Source organism: Candidatus Binataceae bacterium (assembly GCA_035308025.1).
Classification (GTDB): Bacteria; Desulfobacterota; Binatia; order Binatales; family Binataceae; genus JAJPHI01.
Window position 1 is genome coordinate 1 of the sequence record DATGHL010000014.1, and the last position, 17,910, is coordinate 17,910.

The following is a 17,910-nucleotide window of genomic DNA, read 5'->3' on the forward strand; positions in this document are numbered from 1 at the left end:
AACTCCCGCTCAAAGATTGCCATCAGCTCGCCGCATTCGCGCCGCGCCGCGTCCTGCATCGCGGCGGCTTCGGCAGCTTCCTTGCGCAGCAGCCCGAAGAAGTAGCCGAAACCGATCGCGTCGAAGGTGCGATCGCACAAATCCTCGATCATCCGCGTCCGCGCGCGCTCGTAAGCGTCCTTCGGATAGACCGGCGGATCAGGATAAACCTGTTCGAGAAATTCACAGATGATCGTCGAGTCCGACAGGGTCTGTCCATTATCGAGGATCAGCACCGGCACCTCGGCGCGGCGGCTCGCGGCGCGCAGATCCTCTTTGCGATCGAGCGAGTAGCATCGCTCGCACGGCTCGTAGGGCACGCCCTTGAAATCGAGCACGATCTGCACTTTGCGCGCGTACGGACTGGTGGCGAAGGTGAAGAGTTTGAGCATCGGATCATCCTCTCGCAGATACGCTTCTTTTAGCGCAAAGCTCAAACGATTGCACGGTCGCCGATGGCGCGAAAGGACGACGAAGTGTCAACATCACACAGGTCGTAGGGAATACAATCACGCCAAAGAGGGCGCAATCATGGGAATGCTGGTCAATGGTAAGTGGCACACCGATGAAACCTTCCCCACCAGCGCGCAAGGGCAGTTTGTCAGACGTGACGCCTCGCTGCGCAACTGGGTGACGCCCGACGGCGCGCCCGGCCCCTCGGGTGTTGGCGGCTTCGCGGCCGAACCTGGCCGCTATCATCTGTACGTTTCGCTCGCCTGTCCGTGGGCCCAGCGGACGCTGATTTTTCGCCAGCTCAAGCGGCTGGGCGACGTGATTTCGGTCTCGGTCGTCGATCCCCTCATGGGCGCCGACGGCTGGGCCTTCACCGCGCCCGAGGGTTCGCTCACGCGGAACTCGACGCCGGATCAGATCAATCATGCACAGTTTCTATATGAGCTGTACGTGAAGGCCGACGCGCAATACTCAGGCCGCGTCACGGTGCCAATCCTGTGGGACAAGCGCCAAGCGACGATCGTGAATAACGAGTCGTCGGAAATAATTCGAATGCTCAACAGCGCGTTTGACCGTTGGGGCGACTCGACGCTCGATCTCTATCCACTTGCGCTGCGCGCGCAGATTGATCAGGTCAACGCGCTCGTCTACGCCAACGTCAACAACGGGGTTTATCGATGCGGCTTTGCGACCACGCAGGCTGCATACGAAGAGGCCTTCGACATTCTGTTTTCGACGCTCGATGAACTGGAGGCTCGCCTCGCGCGTCAACGCTATCTGATCGGCGATCGCATCACGGAAGCTGATTGGCGGCTCTTCACCACGTTAGTGCGCTTCGACGCGGTTTATCATTACCACTTCAAGTGCAATCTGCGCCGGCTCTCGGACTATCCCAACCTATGGGGCTACGCGCGCGAGCTCTATCAATGGCCCGGCGTGGCGGCGACCGTGGATCTGGCGCAGATCAAGCGGCATTACTACTCGAGCCACTCGAGTATCAATCCAACCCGGATCGTCCCGAAGGGACCACCGGTCGATCTCAGCATGCCACACGATCGCGGGCGCCGGTACGCGTAACCAACACTATCCCGGTGACCGATCTCACGATCGGACTCTTGACGCAGCTCGCGGACTCGCCTGCTCGCTACGCGCGGCAGTCGCGCTCCGCTAGTGTTCAGCCGATCGGCAGCTTGGTCAGGACCGCGAGGGTCTCGTCCTCGACGATCTCCTTGATGCGCGGGATGAATTTCTGAAAATCCGGATCCGACAGCGCCTTTTCGACTGCGTTGGCGTCGGGCAACTCCCAGAGATCGACGACGGTGTTGAGCCGCCCAATGATGCCGGCGTAACTGCCGTGCAGCTTCCAGCCGTGCTTCCCGAGCATCGGGATGATGTCATTAAGCAGCGCGATGAAATCCTGCAGCTTACCGTGATGAAGCTTGACTGACGCGGTCATGTAAACCATGGAGCTATCCTCCAAGCGTCGGTTACCACGCCCTCGAAATCGCTGTCAAATGCGCCTTATGTGCGAATACTCTCCTGCTCCAGGCGATCGCTGAGGGTTTTCGCAATATTCAGGAAGATCTTCGCGCCGATGCGTGGGTAGCGTTTCTGCATGCGGCCGAGGAAACGCTCATTCACCACTAAGACTTCGACATCCTCAGTCGCGACGATGTCGGCCGTTCGCTCCTGATGGCGAAGCAGGCCCATCTCACCAAAGACATCTCCACGATTGACTTGCCGCACGACCCGCGACTGACCATTGGCGTTGACCCGCACCTCGGCCCGGCCGCCGATAAGCACGAACATCGCGTCGCCCGCTTCACCTTGGCGGACAATGGCCTGTCCGAGCGGAAAGGTTTTGAGCTCGCCCATCAGTGCAACAATTTTAGCCTGAGAAGCCCGCAGCCCATCGAAGAGCCCGATAGTCTTGTGAGGGTCTTTGCCCAACTTCAGGTAGAGAAGATCCCACAGAGTAATGATCCGTGTAGTAGCCAGCAGGGCCGGGAGCAGCACCAGATCATTCACGAGCGCAGTGAGCACTGTCAGGGCGGTAAGGAATCCAAAAGTCTGGATAGGCACGAAGTTCGAAAACAAGAACACCATGAAACCCAAGCCCAACGCTGTCGATGCGTAGATGATGGGCTTGCCGACCGTGGCGATCGTGCGCGCGATCGCCTTGTCCTGATCGTCGGTTGCGCGGGTTTCATCGCTGAGACGAGCGAGGTAGCGGATGGCGTCCTCGACCGCGATGCCGATCGCGATCGAGGCAATCACGCTGGTGCCAACGTTGAGCGGGATACCGGTAATGCCCATCACGCCAAAGAGCAGCAGGATCGCCAGAACATTGGGCAGTAGCGAAAGGAAGCCAACCTTGATCGATAGGAATAGGAGCCAAAGGACCACGAAAATCACGGCTATGGCAAAGGCGAGACTGATGATTTGGCCGCGCACAATGTCGTCGGTAGCGCCGTTGAGCAGAATCAGACTGCCGGTCGGGCGCACGCTCACTTCGGGGGGGAAATGCTCTTTGCCGTAACGCCTGATCGCCCGCGCGACCTGCATGATATCGCTCGAACTGTTGAGACGCGTGCGCACCAGAATCCGGGCGACTGTAGAATCCGGGCTGAGTACCGCGGCAAATGCACTCGCGGAGCCTTGCTGCTGGTTCAGGTACACCAACTGGGCGATTCCCGGGAACCGCTCGGGATGCTGCCAAAAGCCGGTCGATGGGTTGCCGATTGCGCCGCCGGCGGTCCCCGCTCCGGCCGCATTGTTTTGAATCGCCCGGTCGAGCAGTTCGCCGTAATCAACTATCGATAGCGTCTGGTCGACGCCCGGCATGACCGCCAAATAGTTTTGCAGCCCTTTGATCCGCTGAAAGAGCTCGAAAGTCATCGCGCCGCCCTTCTTGCCGCTCTCTACTATCACATCGAAATTCTGCGTGCCGCCGATTTTCTCGCCGATGATCTCATTCGCCTGCCGCACGGGTGAAGATTTTCTAAAATATTCGATGAAGTTCAAATCGGCGCGAATACGCGCTATCCCCCACAGGCAGGGAAAGACCAGCAACCCCGCCGCGATCATTATCGGAACGCGGTACTGACGATCAAAATTCCCAACCCGCACCAGCCAGGCGCTCAGCCGATTCGATTCCCTGAGGGCGATCGTGTGGCGTCGAAGAGGCAGGAGGACAAGGATCGCAGGCATCAGCGTGAGCATCACCGTAGTGAGACAGACGAAACCAATCGCGGCGTAGAGTCCGAGCGCCTGGATAGTCGCGATACGGCTGACGAGCAGGGTGGCGAAGCCGACGACGGTGGTAAAAGCGGCAACCGTGACCGGAACCGTGACGCGGGCCAGCGTCCGCAGGGCAATTTGCTCCGCACTTCCGCCCTTGTATACCTCGTCTTCATACTGCGCGATGACGTAAATCGAATAGGTACTGCCGATGACGATCAGCAGGGTCGGCAACACCAGGGTGCCGATCGTGATCGCGGCGCCGGTGAGCACCATGATGCCGAGCGTCCAGACGACTCCGCAGACGACTGACATCACGGGCAAAAGCACGCCGCGGAGGTTGCGGAAGCAGAGGCCCAGGATCACGATGATCACGGCCAGGCTGAGCGGGGTGAAAGTCCGCAGGTCCCGGCGCATCAGCCGCAATGAGTTGACCGTGATGTGCTCCGAGCCGGTGAGGTACAACCGCTCGGGGCCGCGTTCATGAGCAATGATCTCCTCGAGGCGGCCGTCCAACCGGCTCTGCGCGGCTTCATCGTTGCCGATCTCATCCTTGAAAAAGATCAGAATGGCTGCGCCTTTGCCGTCGCGTGAGACCACGTTCAAATAGATCGGCGTGCTTGCGACTTTACGTCGCAGCGCGTCAAGGGCGGCCGGGTCCGTTGGGATCTGTGGAATGAGCCGAGGAGGATTACCGAGATCAGCTATCGGATCGGGCACGTTGGTCAGACTTTGGACGCGTCCGACGCCGTCGAGTTGCTCGACCTCCGCGGTAATGCGTTTTATCTTTGCCAGCGTGGCGGGGGTGTAGACGTTATCGGCGACTAGCCCGATGACATCCATGTCTTCGCTGCCGAAACGCGCGCGCACTGCTTCGTAGTACTTCTTCTCAGGATCATTCCGGTCGTACAGATTATCGACGGAACTGTCGAAGCGGACATGCCGCGCGTGATAGCCGAGGAAGGCCGTGATCAGCAACGCCAGCAGCACGATAAGCCTGGGCCATTGCACGACCAGTTGATTAAATCGCGTCATACTTCATTCCTGATAGCTGGAGCGATCGCGGCACATATCGGCTCGGCGCCGCATTCAACTACCAAGCGCCTCGAGCAGGGCCTTGGCTTCTTTGAGATCGAGGGTGTCGAAGCCTTCGGTGAACCAGTTGTAGATCTCCGCGAGCATCGTGCGCGCTTCCTCGCGACGACCCTGACTCTCGAGCAGCCGCGCAAGGCTTGTCGCGGCGCGCAGCTCGAGTGATTTGGCGCTCTGGTTGCGCGCAACCTCAATCGCCCGCTGAAAGCAACCCTGAGCTTCCTCGGTGGTGGATTGGTCTCTTCTCAACAGCAGCTCGCCTTTCAGCCGATGAATCTCAGCCTCATGCTCGCGTTCTTCATTTTTGTTTGCGACAGCCTGCGCTTCCGTCAAAGCGTTGAACCCATCGTCGAGACGACCCGTTTCCACGAATGCCTCGGCCAACAAGCACAAAAAAGACGGCCGCCAGAGTTCAAACCTGGTCGCGCGAAGCGCGGCCAAGCCTTCCTGGATCTGCGCAATCCCTTCCTCGTAGCGCCCCTGTAAGGCGATAGCCCCGCCGCGCAGAGTGGTCGCCCGAGGTAACCACTCGCTGAACCCGCGTTCGGCAGCTAGGGCAATCAGGCTCTCCGCGCTCTCTTGAGCGGAGCTTGCCTCCCGCCGAAATAAGTGCACCTCACCGATAAAGCGTTCGGCAAGAACTAGACTCTGCGGATCGGACAGCCTTCGAGCCAACGCGAGCGCCTCGTTACCACTCCTGAGCGCATGGTCGGGGTAGCCGAGCTGCCACAGCGTCAGGGCCATGCCGGACAGGCAATACACTGCAGCGTCAAACCCGAGATAGCGGAGCGCGAGCGTCTGATGGTGCTCAGGATCATAGATCGCGATCGCACTTTCGAGATGCTCCCTGGCGGGAATGAAATCGCCCGTCCAAAGGAAGGTATGTCCTAGAGCAATCTGCGCGTAGAGGAGTAACTCGGGATCGTGAGCGCTCTGCGCCAGCCGCAGAAGCCCTTCGGCAACTTGATGCGCCCTGTGTAACTCGCCTCGCACCAAATACATGACCCACAATCCAAACAGGGCGGGAGAAAGCTCCAGGGAATCGCCCAGTCGCGTACAAAGCTCCCGTGCGCGAGTGTAAGCGCGCTCGGTTTCCGCCGCGGCAAAGCCTTTAACCGCGGTTAAGGCAGGGCCGATCGCCAACTGAAGCTCGAGCTCCCGGCGATGCCGCTCGACGTTCTCGGGCAATGCGCTAAGCAATTCGAGGGCGTGGAGGTAATGGCGCGCGGCTTCCACCGTCGCGCTGCGCTCGACTGCCCGCGCACCCGCAAGCTGAAAATATTTCACTGCCTTGTCGTTTTCACTCGCTTCTGCCCAGTGGCGCCCGAGTACTTCTGGATGTTCTTCCCGGAGCTCGGCAAATCGTTCATCGATCGTCTGTGCCACCAGCCGATGGAGCTCTTTGCGGCGGCTCTTGAGCAGCGCTTCGTAAGCGGCGTCGCGGATCAACGCGTGCTTAAACTGGTAGATCGAATCCGGTGCGATCCCGCGCACGTAGAGCAGTTCCGCGTCGGTCAGACTGCGCAACGCGCCTTGCAGGTCAGCTTCCGCCATCGGATGGACTGCATGTAACAACTCGTAGGAAAAGTCGCTCCCGATGACGGCTCCGACCTGGATGACTTCTTTGGCCGCGCCGAGTCGATCGAGTCGCGCCATCAGCGAGTCGTGCAGGGTTGCCGGGATCTGACGACTCGCGCTGTCGCCGCCGCTTTCGAGCACCGCCCGCGTCAGCTCCTCGACGAACAGCGGCACCCCGCCGGTGCGTTCGACTACCGTCGCGATGGTCGCGTCGGACAGGGCTTTTTGCGCCGCCACTTCACCGACCATCGTGCGCACATCGCCCGCGCCCAGCCGGTTGAGCGTGATCTGCGTATGATGCGCTCGCGGGGGCCAGGACGGCCGAAACTCAGGCCGTGCGGTGTACAGGAGCAGCAGCCGCGCGGTCGCACCCTGTTCGGCGAGGAGCTGGATCAACTCCAGCGTGGAAGGGTCGACCCAGTGCAAATCCTCAATCGCGATTACAAGTGGGTGAGCTTTGGCAAATCCGAAGGCCCAGCCGACGAGCGTCGCAAGGAGGCGTTTGCGCTGTTGATCTGGCGTCATCGACAGTGGCGGATACCTGTCGTTGATCGGCAGCTCTAGGAGCGGTGCGATCAGTGGCGCCGCTACTTGTGGGTCGAGTCCGGCCGCTGCGAGCGAACCTTCCAGGGCAGTGAGCCGCTGTTCCGCGCTCTGGCTGGTCTCCCAATGGAAGCTCGAACGTCCGAGCGCATAGAAGGGCGTATTCTGAAAAAACGGCGCGGTCGCGCATTCGAGCCAGGTATAGGACGTTGCGGCAAGCTCTTCGCGAAAGCGTCGCAACAGACGCGACTTGCCGATCCCGGCCTCGCCGACGATGCTGACGACTTGGCCCTCGCCCTCGCAGATCCGTTTCCAGCGGCTGAGCAGCAGGCGCAACTCTTCTTCGCGCCCCACGAAAGGAGTCAGTCCGCCCGCCGCTGCGGCAGCCTCGAAGCGTCCGCGCATCCCGCTCGGCCGGACCACGCGATAAAGCTGGACCGGCCGTGCGATGCCCTTGAGCTCCTGCGCGCCGCGCTCCTCGACCACGAAAAGCCCCGAAATCAGCCGATGGGTCTCGCCGGTCACGACCACGCTGTCGGGCGCGGCCGTCGCCTGCACGCGCGCCGCGATATTGGCGGTATCGCCGAAGGCGTCGACCGCCTGACCAGTGCCCACGCCGACCACCACGCGACCGGAATCGATACCGATCCTCACCGCCAACTTGACGTGAGCGGGCTGCTCATTGAGTTGCGCGATCGTGTCGAGGATCGTGAGGCCTGCTCGGGCCGCACGCTCAGCGTCATTCTCGTGCGCCGCCGGGTAGCCGAAGAAGGCCATGATGCCGTCGCCGACGTAGCGCACGACCTCGCCGCCAAAGCGCGTGATCGCCTCGGCCGCCGCGCGCTGATAGCCCGCCACGGTCGCGCGCCACTCCTCGGGGTCGAGCTGCGCTGTAAGCGTGACCGAGTCGACCAGGTCGCAGAACAGAATCGTCAGGTGCCGCCGCTCACCGGCGGCGTCGGGCGCTCTAGCTCTCGGTGTCTCAGCGGCTGAAGCGTTGCCCGCGTTCAGGGCAGCGCCGCACTCGCCGCAAAACTTTTCGGCTGGCTCGTTCTCGGAGTGACAGGAGGGGCATCGAACGCTCAAGGCTGTGCCGCATTGCGCACAGAACTTTCGTCTTTCACGATTTTCTGCCGCGCATTTCGAGCAGCGCATCCGCATGTTACCAACTCGTCGAGCCGAGCCCTGGGATTTTTCAAATCGGCGGTGTCGAGGCCCTCGGTGAACTAGTAGTAGATTTCGGCAAGCATAGCACGCGCTTCGTCACGGCGGCTCTGATTAGCGAGGCATCATAGTCCTGATGTAAGCACGGCGGATGGCGCTGCGGGTTTGACATCGTCGTGGAGCGCGACTAGCTCTCAGGTATACAGAAAGATCAGGAGAACGAACGTTGGCCAAAGAATCAGCCACTAGTTCCGATCCGTTTTCAGCGTGGCGTGAATGGGTGGAAAAGTCCGAGCGCCAGTTGAACAGTTTTTTCAACGAAATGATGGGTTCCGATCGTTACGGCCGCTTTCTCCGTCAGTTCAGCGATTTGCAAATCGACACGCAAAAAAATATGAACGACGCCATGACGCGCTTTTTCACGTCGCTCAATCTGCCGACGCGTGACGATGTGCTCGCATTGAACCAGCGTCTTGGCGCGATCGAAGAAAGGCTGCGCGTGATCGAGGCCGGGATCGGCGCGACGGCGCCCGCGGACGCCGCACCGCGAACTAACAGTTCCGGACCGCGGCCGCCGCGCACCAGGCGACCGCCTGGCCCTCGCGGAGACGCACGATGAGCGCAAGCGCGCCCGCCACGGCGCCCCCGATCGCCGAGGTCGTGCGCAACGAAGTCGAGCGCACCATCCAGCGTAGTATCAAAGGGCTTGAATTTCTCCGCTCCAGCGATATGCCCGTCGGCCTCACGCCGAAAGACGTCATCCATCGGCGCGGCACCCTGGAGCTGCATCACTACCGGCCGCTCGCCGACGAAATTTATCGCGTCCCGTTGGTGATGGTGATGTCGCTGGTCAGCCGCTCCTACATCTTTGATCTCGCGCCCGGGCAGAGCCTGATCGAGTTTCTGTTGAAGAAGGGCTACGACGTTTATTCGATCGACTGGGGCGTACCCCGACCCGAGGACAAGCGGCTGCGGCTCGAAGACTACTGCCTCGACTTTATCCCCGATTGCGTCCGGCAGATTGCCCGCGACAGCGGCGAACCCGACGTCTCAATGATCGGTTACTGCATGGGCGGGATGCTGGCGTTGATCTACGCGGCGCTGCATGCCGACGGCCCGCTCAAAAATCTGATCTGCGCCGCGACGCCGGTCAATTATGAGGGCATGGGACTATTTCGCACTTGGAGCGACCGGCGCTACTTCGACGTCGACAAGCTGGTCGATACTTTGGGCAACGTGCCCGGCGAGTTCATCTACAATTCGTTCCAGATGCTCAAGCCGATGCAGCGGATCGCCGGCCAGATCAAGCTGTGGGACAACATGTGGAACGACGAGTATGTGAAATCCTACCGGCTGATTGATCGCTGGGGCGCCGACCAGATCCCGTTCCCGGGCGAGTGCTTCCGTCAGACCACCAAGGAACTCTCGTGGGACAACAAACTCTACAAGAACGAGCTGATCCTCAACGGTCAGCGGGTCGATCTGCGCAATGTCCGCGTGCCTTGCCTGACGATCATGGCGCAACATGACGATATCGCGCCCTACGAGGCGACCCGCGTGCTGACCGAAGCGATCGGCAGCACCGACAAACAGGACCTGCTATTGAAGGGCGGCCATGTCAGCCTGATGGCGGGACGCAATGCCAGCGGCCGGCTCTGGCCCGCTTTGGATCGATGGCTGGCGGAGCGCTCGCTATGACCACGAAGGGGAAGGCCAAAGTTTCGCGCGACTACCCGCGCACGGTGAATCTCAAAGACGGCCCGGTGACGCTGCGTTATCTGACAGCGAACGATCGCGAGGCGGCGTTAACCTTTGCCCGCGCTCTGCCCGCGCATGATCTGCTGTTCTTGCGCCGCGACATCACCCGGCCCGAGGTAATTGACCTGTGGCTCGACGGTATCGCACGCGGGCGCATGGTCAGCGTCCTCGCCGAACGGGAGGGCGCCGTCCAAGGTTACGCTACGGTGGACCGCGGCGAGCTCTCGTGGTCGCCGCATGTGGCCGAATTGCGGGTGCTGGTGGGGGCCGCGATGCGCGGTAAGGGGCTCGGCCAGATTCTCACGCAGGAGGCCTTCGCGCTCGCGCTCAGCCTCGGCCTCGAAAAGATCATCGCGCAGATGACGGTGGATCAGCAGGGTGCGCGCCGGGTCTTCGAGGGCATGGGTTTCCAGCCCGAGGCGCTGCTGCGCGAGCACGTCAAGGATCGCGACGGCCGCAAGTATGATCTGTTGATCCTCTCGCACGATGTCGCGAAGTTCCAGGCCCAGATGGAAGCCTACGGCATCACGCGGGCCTTCGACAAATAGGCGCCGACAGTGGCATACAAGGCGCTCGCGGTCGATCTGGATGGCACGCTGCTCCATTCCGACGAGCGCCTGACGCCGCGCAGTGTCGCAGCGCTCAAGTCGGCGGAGGCGGCCGGGCTCCGGGTCATCATTGCAACCGCCCGCTGGTATCAGCTCGCCGAGCGCGTGGCGCGCGAAATCGCGACTCACGAGCCGCTCATCGCCTGCGCCGGCGCCCAGGTGCGGCGGCCCGACGCTGATCGCGATCTGCTCGATCTGCGGATGCCCGAGGAGTTCGCCCAGCAGCTTTACGCCATTCTGGATCCGCGCCGTTGCGTCGCCTGCATCGCGCTCGATCAGGACGTGCTGCTCAAGATGGAAGGCCAGCCCAGCCCGGGACTGTTTCCGCCCGAGGCGATCGTCGTGCCGCAACTCGCAGGACAGACCCGAGTCGCCCCGCGTATCGCATTGATTCAAGGCACCGAGGCGGCGGCGGAAGTGCTCGCGCAACTGCGCGAGCCGTGGCAAGATCGCGTGCGCTTCGTCGAGTCCTTTTCCAGCCGTCGCAAGAGCATGTTGACCCTGACAGCAGCCGGCGCCGACAAGGGCGCAGCGCTGGCGCTGGCTTGCGCGGAGATGGGAATTTCACCGGCGGAGGTGCTCGCCTTCGGCGACGCCGAAGCCGACCTCGAGATGTTTCGCGTCGCCGGCGGCTCAGTCGCGATGGGCCAGGCGAGCAATCACGTAAAGTCGTGCGCCACTGCGGTCACGCTCAGCAACGACGACGACGGCGTCGCGATCGCGATTGAACGGCTGCTCGCCTCCGGTGAATTGCCGGCATTAATTCTCGGTTAGATTGGCGGCGGTCTCTTCCGTCGTGCCGTTCTTCAGCCAGTCTGTAATGCGTTTGTGGATGCCGATCGGATCGACCGCGGCGAAGCTGTGGCCCGCATTCGGGACCATCACGACTTCGGCGTGCGGGATGCGCTCCTGGAAGATCGGAACGTTCTCGGGCAGCGTCAGCACGTCCTTATCACCGTGCACGATCAGCACGGGACACTTGATCTGGTTGAGGCGGTCAGAGGCGTCAAAATCCGTCACGCCGGCGCGCGTGCGTTCGAGCGTCGCGCGCGGAGTCGGCTCGCCCATCTTGAACCCGGCGGCCATGAAGCTGCGTAACTCCGGATGTTCGACGATGAAATCCTCCGGAAAGAGTAGCGGCATGATGAGGTCGAGCGCCGGATCGGGATTTTCCGCCGTGGCGAGGTCGAGACCCGCCATCAATTGATCGACCAGCGCGTCGGGCGGCCGCGCGGCGAGCGGACCGCCCGGCGTGGTGCATCCGAGCACCACTTTTTCGACCTGCTCCGGATGACGCAGCGTGAGTTCCTGCGCGATCATGCCGCCCATCGAGATGCCGAAGACCTTCGCTCGCGCGATGCCGAGCGCTGCGAGCAGATTGCTGGCGTCTTCGGCCATCTGCGCAATGGTGTAACCGTCGGCGGGCTGAGCGGATTTGCCGGTGCCGCGGTTATCGAAATAGATGCATTTGAAGCCTGCCAGTAGCGGTAGAATCGGCAGCCAAGCGGCCCCCGGCGCGCCGAAACCCATGATCAGCAGCAGCGGTTCGCCCTCCCCGTAGGTTTCGTAATTGAGCTCGATGGCGCCGGCTTGAATGATTGGCATGCTCAAAAGTTCTCCTTACTGAACTGACGCAAAAATAAATCAGGCGGCGCGATCCCCCGCCGTTTGAGTTTCGGTCACTGACTTTCGCGCTTCTTTGATCGGTTGCGACTTCGACGCACGCTGCTCGCGCTCGATGTCGTCGCGCATCTGCACCATTGTTTGATGCAGGGTGTGGGTTGCATCGGCGACCGTCGTGCCGGGCGCGAAACGAATCGGCTTGCCGATCCGCGCCAGCGCCGGGCCCGGGGTTATCTCCTTGGTGCCCTTCGGCCGCATCGCACGCAGCCCATCCATCCAGACCGGCACCACCGGCACGTCCTTGGCCAGCGCGAGGATCGAAACGCCGTGGCGGAACTTACCCATCTTGCCGGTCGTCGTGCGCGTGCCTTCGGGGAAAATTCCGAGCGACCAGCCGCGATCGAGCAACTCCTCCGCGTAGCTCAGCGCCGCGCGTCCGCCGCCGCGCTGCACCGGAAAAGCGTTCATGCTCAGCGCGAAATACCAAGGTTGCTTCTTAATTCCCTTGCGCCCCTTGATGAACCAGCGATCGGCCGCGCCGCCCCACGCGATGCGCCGCTGGTAACGCTTGGGCAGCGCACTGAAGAGGACGAACAGATCCATGTGGCTCGAATGGTTGCCGATGAAGATCGCCGGGCCGTTGAGTTCGCTCAGGTTTTCGCGCCCCTCAATGGTGAGCGGCTTGAGGTACTTCCGCACGGTGCTCGTGATCGTGTTGTAACGCAGCACGCGGCGCACCGCCCGGGCCCAGAGACTAGTCTGCCAGCGAAATGGCCCGGTCGTTTCAGTGGTCTGCGTGAGCAGCCGCGAAAACAGGTCGAGGTCCATCGCCGGATAGATGGTGGTGCTGACCCGGCCCGCGCTCACGCGCTCGACCGCCAGGCGAAAGGCTTCCAGATTGTTGCCGGCCTCGACCACGGTCAGAAAGCTCAGATTGCCCGGCAGCGCGTAGCGATGAATTATCTTGGCGTCGAGCGCTTCGATCTCACGCCGGACCTCATCGAGACGATCGGGATGTTGGTAAAGATTATGTAGGCCTTCCGCGTTGGGCCGGCTCAGCATGACGTACAGTGGCATGACGCTTACCCCTCCACTCCAGCAGCGAGTCACGAAAACGGCGATCACTACAAAATGACGGCTCTCGCTACTTTGAGATATTCACTTGCGGGCGCTGGTGTCTTTGACCATCTCCGCGAAGGCGTCGATCGTCATCGCGGGCAGCGTGGTCAACTGGATCGTGCCGCGCGAGCCGAGCTCCACCGAAATGCGGGCGATCACCTCGTTGCTCGGCGCCTCGACGATATTAATGAAATCGTACCCGCCGAGCACCGCGTACTGCGTGACCACGCGCGCGCCCATCTTCTCGATTTCCTGGTTGACTTCTTTGAGCCGTTCCGGGCGCTCCTTGAGAGTTTTGCGCCCTTCATCGGTCAAATTGCTGAGCATCACGTATATCGCCACGCTTGCACCTCCTGGTCTCCGGGCCGGATGATAGCGCCGACGGGTATAGGTGTAAACTAAAAATAACGGGAGACAATGAAGATGAAAGCAGCGGTCTGGAACGATAAGGGCAGCCTCGATGTGGTCGAGCGGCCGGCGCCCGAGCCCAAGCCCGGCTGGGTGCGTCTGCGGGTCGCCGCCGCGGGCATCTGCGGCACCGATCTGCATTTCTATCGCGGCTCGTTTCCGTCGCCCAAGGGACTGCTGCCCGGGCATGAGATTGGCGGCGTGGTCGATCGCGCCGGCGACGGCGTCGAGCTGGCCGCAGGCCTCGCGGTGGCGGCCGAGCCGCTGGTCAGCTGCGGCGTCTGCTACCACTGCCAGAGCGGCGACTACAACCGTTGCGCCAAACGGATGCTGATCGGCGTGCAGGGCCGCGGCGGCTGCGCCGACTTCGTCACCGTGCCTGCAACCTGCGTCTATCCGCTGCCCGATGGCGTCTCACCGGCGGCGGGCGCGCTGGCCGAGCCGCTCGCGGTATGCGTTCGCGGCACGCGCCGCGGCCGCATCGAGTCCGGCGCGCGCGTGGTAATTATCGGGGCCGGAACGATCGGGCTGATGAGCATTCTTACGGCGCGCGCCGCGGGTGCGAGCACGATCTTCATTCTCGCGCGTCATCCGCATCAGACGGCTGCCGCCCGCGCGCTCGGCGCCGACGGGGTTTTTGACAGCATTGACGCCGTCCGCCAGCAGCTCGGCGAGACTCCCGTCGATTGCGTGATCGAGACCGTCGGCGGGCGCGCCGCGACCCTTAGCGACGCGGTGCTCCTCGTGCGGCCGGGCGGCGTGGTTTCGATGCTGGGCGTGTTCGAGGGTCCGGCAACGATTCCTGCCCTCGATTTCTCGACCAAGGAGATTACCCTGGTCGGTTCAAATTGCTACGGCCGTCACGGCGCGCGGACCGACTTTGCGATCGCGCTCGAGCTCTTGCACAATCATGCCAGCACTCTGACCGCGCTCGTCACGCATCGCTTTCCGCTCGACAAGATTAACGAAGCCTTCAGCGCCGCCGCCGACAAGCACAGCGGCTCGATCAAGGTGCATATTGTCCCGGCCTGACGCCCGCGGCGTTGCAGGCCGGAGCTGCATCTGGATGTCTCGTTAAGCGTGAGCCCGCGAGTCCCGCGCTAGGAAGCGGCCCAACGCGTGATACACCGCCGGATGAAAGACCAGGCCGAGGTGGCCGGTGTTGACTTCGAGAATTTCGCCCTCAGTGATCTGGGATTCTTTCGAAACGAAGGAATCGTCGCGGCCATAGATCGAAAGGATCTGGGTGCTGGGACTGAGCGGGCGGATCAGGTTCGCAGCAAACGGACACCCGCATTTCGGAAAGTCGCAGTCGGGATCCATCGCGTGGCGAATCGTCGTGCTTAAGCGCATCAATGTTCGAGCGGGCGGTCCAACCGGGGTGGTGACCGGCTTGCCGGCTTCGACCGAAGCCATCATCGAGGTGACGGGGGCACCCAGCATTACCAGATGGGAAACTCGCTCTTGAAAATGGCTGGCGAGCGCCCATGCGAGACCGCCGCCGCGGCTGTGCCCGATCAGCGCTATTGAGCTGGAATTACCGTCCAATTGGCTCGTAATATGGTCCAGAACCTGGCGGGTCACCCGCTCAGGACAACCGGCATTGATATTCAGGCTAGACTCAATCGGCATGTAGCCCGCGCATCTCAGCCATTTGTGCAGCACCTGCAGATAGAAATCGTTGCCGAGAAAGCCTGGGATCACAACGACGGGCTTACCGTCGCCGCGCGCTCGACCTATGCCGTAGAAGACCGGATCCACAAGCAGACCGGCGATATCGATCACCGTGAGCATTTCGTGGGTTAAGGCTGTTATCATTCCGTCATCAAGTCCGTTCATCTGCGTTGCCCTTTCTCCGAACCGTCGTCAGACGCCCGATTCGCAAAAGGGGCGGCACCGATCGAATCAAATCTGAATTAAGCGGCTTGATCGGTAAAACCGTCGAGGTCGTAGGTCAGCACCAGGATGTCCCGCAGGCGCCCGCGCCGATCCTGTACCCAATCGTGCAGCGCCGCTTCGACGCGGAAACCCAGCCGCTCGAACGCGGTGCGCGCGCCATGCTGATCCGGCGTCAACATCCCGCAGAGTTTTCTGAGACCCAGCGCCTGCCCGAGGCTGAATGCCTCCGCCACCAACGAGCGCCCAAGGCCGATTCCGCGAAACTGCCGCGCCGCGTTAACCCGCAGTTCGCCGACGCAACGCGTCCACTGCGCCTGCTCGCGATGGACGCTGGCATAGCCCGCCACCTCGCCGTTTACCTCCGCCAGCAAGGTACTCGTGTTGCCTGACGAGATGTTCGCGATCCACTGCGCAATGATTGCCGGATCCGTGATGTCGGTGCGGAGGTACAACAGATCGTCCTCATTGAGCTTACCGGCGAATCCGCTAATCGCAACCTTATCCGCGTCGGTCGGCTCCATCATGCGGATGGTAAATTCCTTGCCGTCGGTCGCGCGGACTTTTTTGGGGTATGGTGTCCCGATTTCTGAGGAAGCCACAATCTCGTCCTCCTTTGCTTGCCCGCTCGCAGCGCCAGAGCGCTCCTATTTGCGCCCGCCGCCAGCACGCGCCGATATTCTCAGAAGCGCACCGGTCAAGACAAGAGTCGAATCAGTCGCCCGAAAGCCCGAAGCATCGCTTGACCTGCTCTCAGCCGATGGCGCATCCTGCCCTCAGGTACCGTTCTGTATGGAACATACTCCTAAGAGGGGGCAATGGCTATGCCGGCAGATCAACCGAGTTATCGGCTTACCGACCACGACGCGTCCTTTCTCTATCAGGAATCCGCCGTCAGCCAGATGCATGGCGGCTTGATCTTTTTTCTCAAGGGCGAGCTGTCTTTCGACAAACTCTTTCATCATATGCGCGGGCGCTTGCACGTGACGCCGCGCTTCCGCCAGCGGCTGGTTTTTCCGCCGTTCAATATCGCCCATCCGACGCTGGAAGATGATCCCGATTTTCAACTCGAAAATCATGTCCAGCGTCGTGCGCTGTCGCCGGACCTCGATGAGGCCGGGGCGGTCCAGGAAATCCTGCGCTACAACAACAGCCGCCTGCTCGATCGCGCGCGCCCGCTATGGTGCATAACCCTCTTCGAGGGTTTACCCGGACACTCGATGGTCTTATGGGAAATGCATCACGCGATCGTAGACGGCGTCTCGGGCTTCGACCTGCTCAACAAGACGCTCGATTTCACGCCCCATCCCGCGATTAGCGAACCCAGCGAACCGTGGAAGCCTGCAAAACTGCCGACGCCCACCGAGGCTTATCTGCGTGCCCTGCGCGATACCGTCGTCAAGCAAGTCGACACGGCGACGCGGAATGTCCGCGAACTCATCGAGGATCCGCTCGCTGTAGCGCGACGCACGCTGGCCGCGCAGGCTGATTCCGATCGCGTGCTGAACGAAACCGCGCAGACCACCGCCGTCCCCACGCCATGGAACGCCGGTCCGGTTACCGAAGAGCGCAAGGCCGCCTGGCTGAATCTGCCCTTCGCCGAGTTCCGCGCAATCCGCGCGGCCTTCGGCGGCACGATCAACGATGTCGTCCTGGCCGTCCTTGCTGAAGGCGCGGCCCGCTATTTGAAAGATCACGGATGGCAGACGCCGGGCAAATTGCGCATTGGATGCCCGGTCAATGTCCGTCGTCCAGGCGAGGAGATCACGCTCGAAAATCGCGTCTCGATCATGATGCCGATGACGCCGGCCGAACCGACCGACGTAGTTGCACGGCTCCGCGCGCTGACGCTTGAGACCAAGCGCATCAAAGATTCGGGCGCGCCCTACGCCATCGAGCACATGATGACCGCCAGCACTGTGCCGCCCGCGATGCTCGCCGCCCTCGGTCAGGCCGGCGCTCAACAGATGGAAGCGATGGCGCAATACGTCCGCGCCATCAATTGGAAGCCCAGCCCCACCGGCCCGAACGCGCCCGTAACCGGTATCAACTTCATGGCGACCAATGTCCCGGGCCCCCAGACTACCTGGTACCTCGCAGGCTGCGAGGTCGCCGGCTACGTCGCCGCGGTCTCGCTCGCCGGCAACCTGGGACTGGGGGTCGTCATCACCAGCTACAACCAGCGCATCTTCATTACGCTGGTCGCGGAGCCGCGCCTGCTACCCGATGTCGAGTGTCTGCGCGATTTCGTTGCCGAGTCCTTCGCGGAGCTCCGCGAGCGCGTGCCGCAAACGGTGCGCGACCTGCAGGGCCATCAAGCCGCCGCTTGAGTCGGCGTCTCCGCCCGGCTCACGCCGCCGCAGCGGCCCGAGATGTTCTCGCCCTACGC

16 protein-coding genes are annotated in these 17,910 nt (G+C 62.0%); 7 read left to right on the forward strand and 9 right to left on the reverse strand.

Annotation, left to right across the window (positions count from 1 at the left end; all coding sequences use genetic code 11):
• The coding region (locus VKS22_03795; protein HLW69725.1) for a glutathione S-transferase family protein at positions 1-431 on the reverse strand (431 nt) is incomplete at its 3' end.
• 139 nt (positions 432-570) lie between these two features.
• On the opposite strand from VKS22_03795, the gene VKS22_03800 reads away from it, so the two are divergent.
• The gene (locus VKS22_03800) at positions 571-1,569 is read left to right on the forward strand and encodes a glutathione S-transferase family protein (protein ID HLW69726.1); all 999 of its coding nucleotides are present in this window, start codon (positions 571-573) and stop codon (positions 1,567-1,569) included.
• Between the two features lie 97 nt (positions 1,570-1,666).
• Here VKS22_03800 and VKS22_03805 read toward each other — a convergent pair whose 3' ends face one another.
• Genes VKS22_03805 through VKS22_03815 form a run of 3 tightly spaced genes read right to left on the reverse strand, consistent with a single transcriptional unit; the run spans position 1,667 to position 8,106 of the window.
• The gene (locus VKS22_03805; protein HLW69727.1) at positions 1,667-1,957 is read right to left on the reverse strand and encodes an NIPSNAP family protein; all 291 of its coding nucleotides are present in this window, start codon (positions 1,955-1,957) and stop codon (positions 1,667-1,669) included.
• A 56-nt stretch (positions 1,958-2,013) separates the two neighbouring features.
• Positions 2,014-4,767: an MMPL family transporter gene (locus VKS22_03810; protein ID HLW69728.1), complete on the reverse strand. Its 2,754-nt coding sequence runs from the start codon at positions 4,765-4,767 to the stop codon at positions 2,014-2,016.
• A 54-nt stretch (positions 4,768-4,821) separates the two neighbouring features.
• Positions 4,822-8,106, reverse strand: coding sequence for an adenylate/guanylate cyclase domain-containing protein (locus VKS22_03815; GenBank protein HLW69729.1), 3,285 nt, complete (start codon positions 8,104-8,106; stop codon positions 4,822-4,824).
• A gap of 229 nt (positions 8,107-8,335) precedes the next feature.
• Between VKS22_03815 and VKS22_03820 the strand changes: the two genes are divergently transcribed.
• Genes VKS22_03820 through VKS22_03835 form a run of 4 tightly spaced genes read left to right on the forward strand, consistent with a single transcriptional unit; the run spans position 8,336 to position 11,249 of the window.
• Complete coding sequence (locus VKS22_03820; GenBank protein HLW69730.1) at positions 8,336-8,728, forward strand: hypothetical protein; 393 nt, start codon at positions 8,336-8,338, stop codon at positions 8,726-8,728.
• Complete coding sequence (locus VKS22_03825) at positions 8,725-9,807, forward strand: alpha/beta fold hydrolase (protein ID HLW69731.1); 1,083 nt, start codon at positions 8,725-8,727, stop codon at positions 9,805-9,807. Before VKS22_03820 ends, VKS22_03825 begins: the two co-directional genes overlap by 4 nt.
• Entirely contained in the window at positions 9,804-10,415 is a 612-nt protein-coding gene (locus VKS22_03830) for a GNAT family N-acetyltransferase (protein ID HLW69732.1), read from the forward strand. Before VKS22_03825 ends, VKS22_03830 begins: the two co-directional genes overlap by 4 nt.
• Before the next feature lie 9 nt (positions 10,416-10,424).
• Positions 10,425-11,249, forward strand: coding sequence for an HAD hydrolase family protein (locus VKS22_03835; protein HLW69733.1), 825 nt, complete (start codon positions 10,425-10,427; stop codon positions 11,247-11,249).
• Here the strand turns inward: VKS22_03835 and VKS22_03840 are convergent.
• The 3 genes from VKS22_03840 to VKS22_03850 all read right to left on the reverse strand — a co-directional run bounded on the left by VKS22_03840 (position 11,235) and on the right by VKS22_03850 (position 13,559).
• Positions 11,235-12,080 (reverse strand): alpha/beta hydrolase, encoded by an 846-nt coding sequence (locus VKS22_03840; GenBank protein ID HLW69734.1) that lies wholly within the window; start codon positions 12,078-12,080, stop codon positions 11,235-11,237. The two genes, VKS22_03835 and VKS22_03840, sit on opposite strands and share 15 nt — an antisense overlap.
• Positions 12,081-12,119: 39 nt before the next feature.
• The gene (locus tag VKS22_03845; protein ID HLW69735.1) at positions 12,120-13,175 is read right to left on the reverse strand and encodes a 1-acyl-sn-glycerol-3-phosphate acyltransferase; all 1,056 of its coding nucleotides are present in this window, start codon (positions 13,173-13,175) and stop codon (positions 12,120-12,122) included.
• Between the two features lie 81 nt (positions 13,176-13,256).
• A complete protein-coding gene (locus tag VKS22_03850; GenBank protein ID HLW69736.1) occupies positions 13,257-13,559 on the reverse strand; it encodes a GYD domain-containing protein in 303 nt (100 codons plus the stop codon).
• 81 nt (positions 13,560-13,640) lie between these two features.
• Between VKS22_03850 and VKS22_03855 the strand changes: the two genes are divergently transcribed.
• Complete coding sequence (locus VKS22_03855; GenBank protein HLW69737.1) at positions 13,641-14,657, forward strand: alcohol dehydrogenase catalytic domain-containing protein; 1,017 nt, start codon at positions 13,641-13,643, stop codon at positions 14,655-14,657.
• 42 nt (positions 14,658-14,699) lie between these two features.
• On the opposite strand, the gene VKS22_03860 is transcribed toward VKS22_03855, so the two are convergent.
• Together VKS22_03860 and VKS22_03865 are read right to left on the reverse strand one after the other, a co-directional pair.
• A complete protein-coding gene (locus VKS22_03860; GenBank protein HLW69738.1) occupies positions 14,700-15,464 on the reverse strand; it encodes an alpha/beta hydrolase in 765 nt (254 codons plus the stop codon).
• Between the two features lie 77 nt (positions 15,465-15,541).
• Positions 15,542-16,123 (reverse strand): GNAT family N-acetyltransferase, encoded by a 582-nt coding sequence (locus VKS22_03865; GenBank protein ID HLW69739.1) that lies wholly within the window; start codon positions 16,121-16,123, stop codon positions 15,542-15,544.
• Positions 16,124-16,345: 222 nt separating this feature from the next.
• On the opposite strand from VKS22_03865, the gene VKS22_03870 reads away from it, so the two are divergent.
• Entirely contained in the window at positions 16,346-17,851 is a 1,506-nt protein-coding gene (locus VKS22_03870) for a wax ester/triacylglycerol synthase domain-containing protein (GenBank protein HLW69740.1), read from the forward strand.
• The last annotated feature ends 59 nt before the right edge of the window (positions 17,852-17,910 follow it).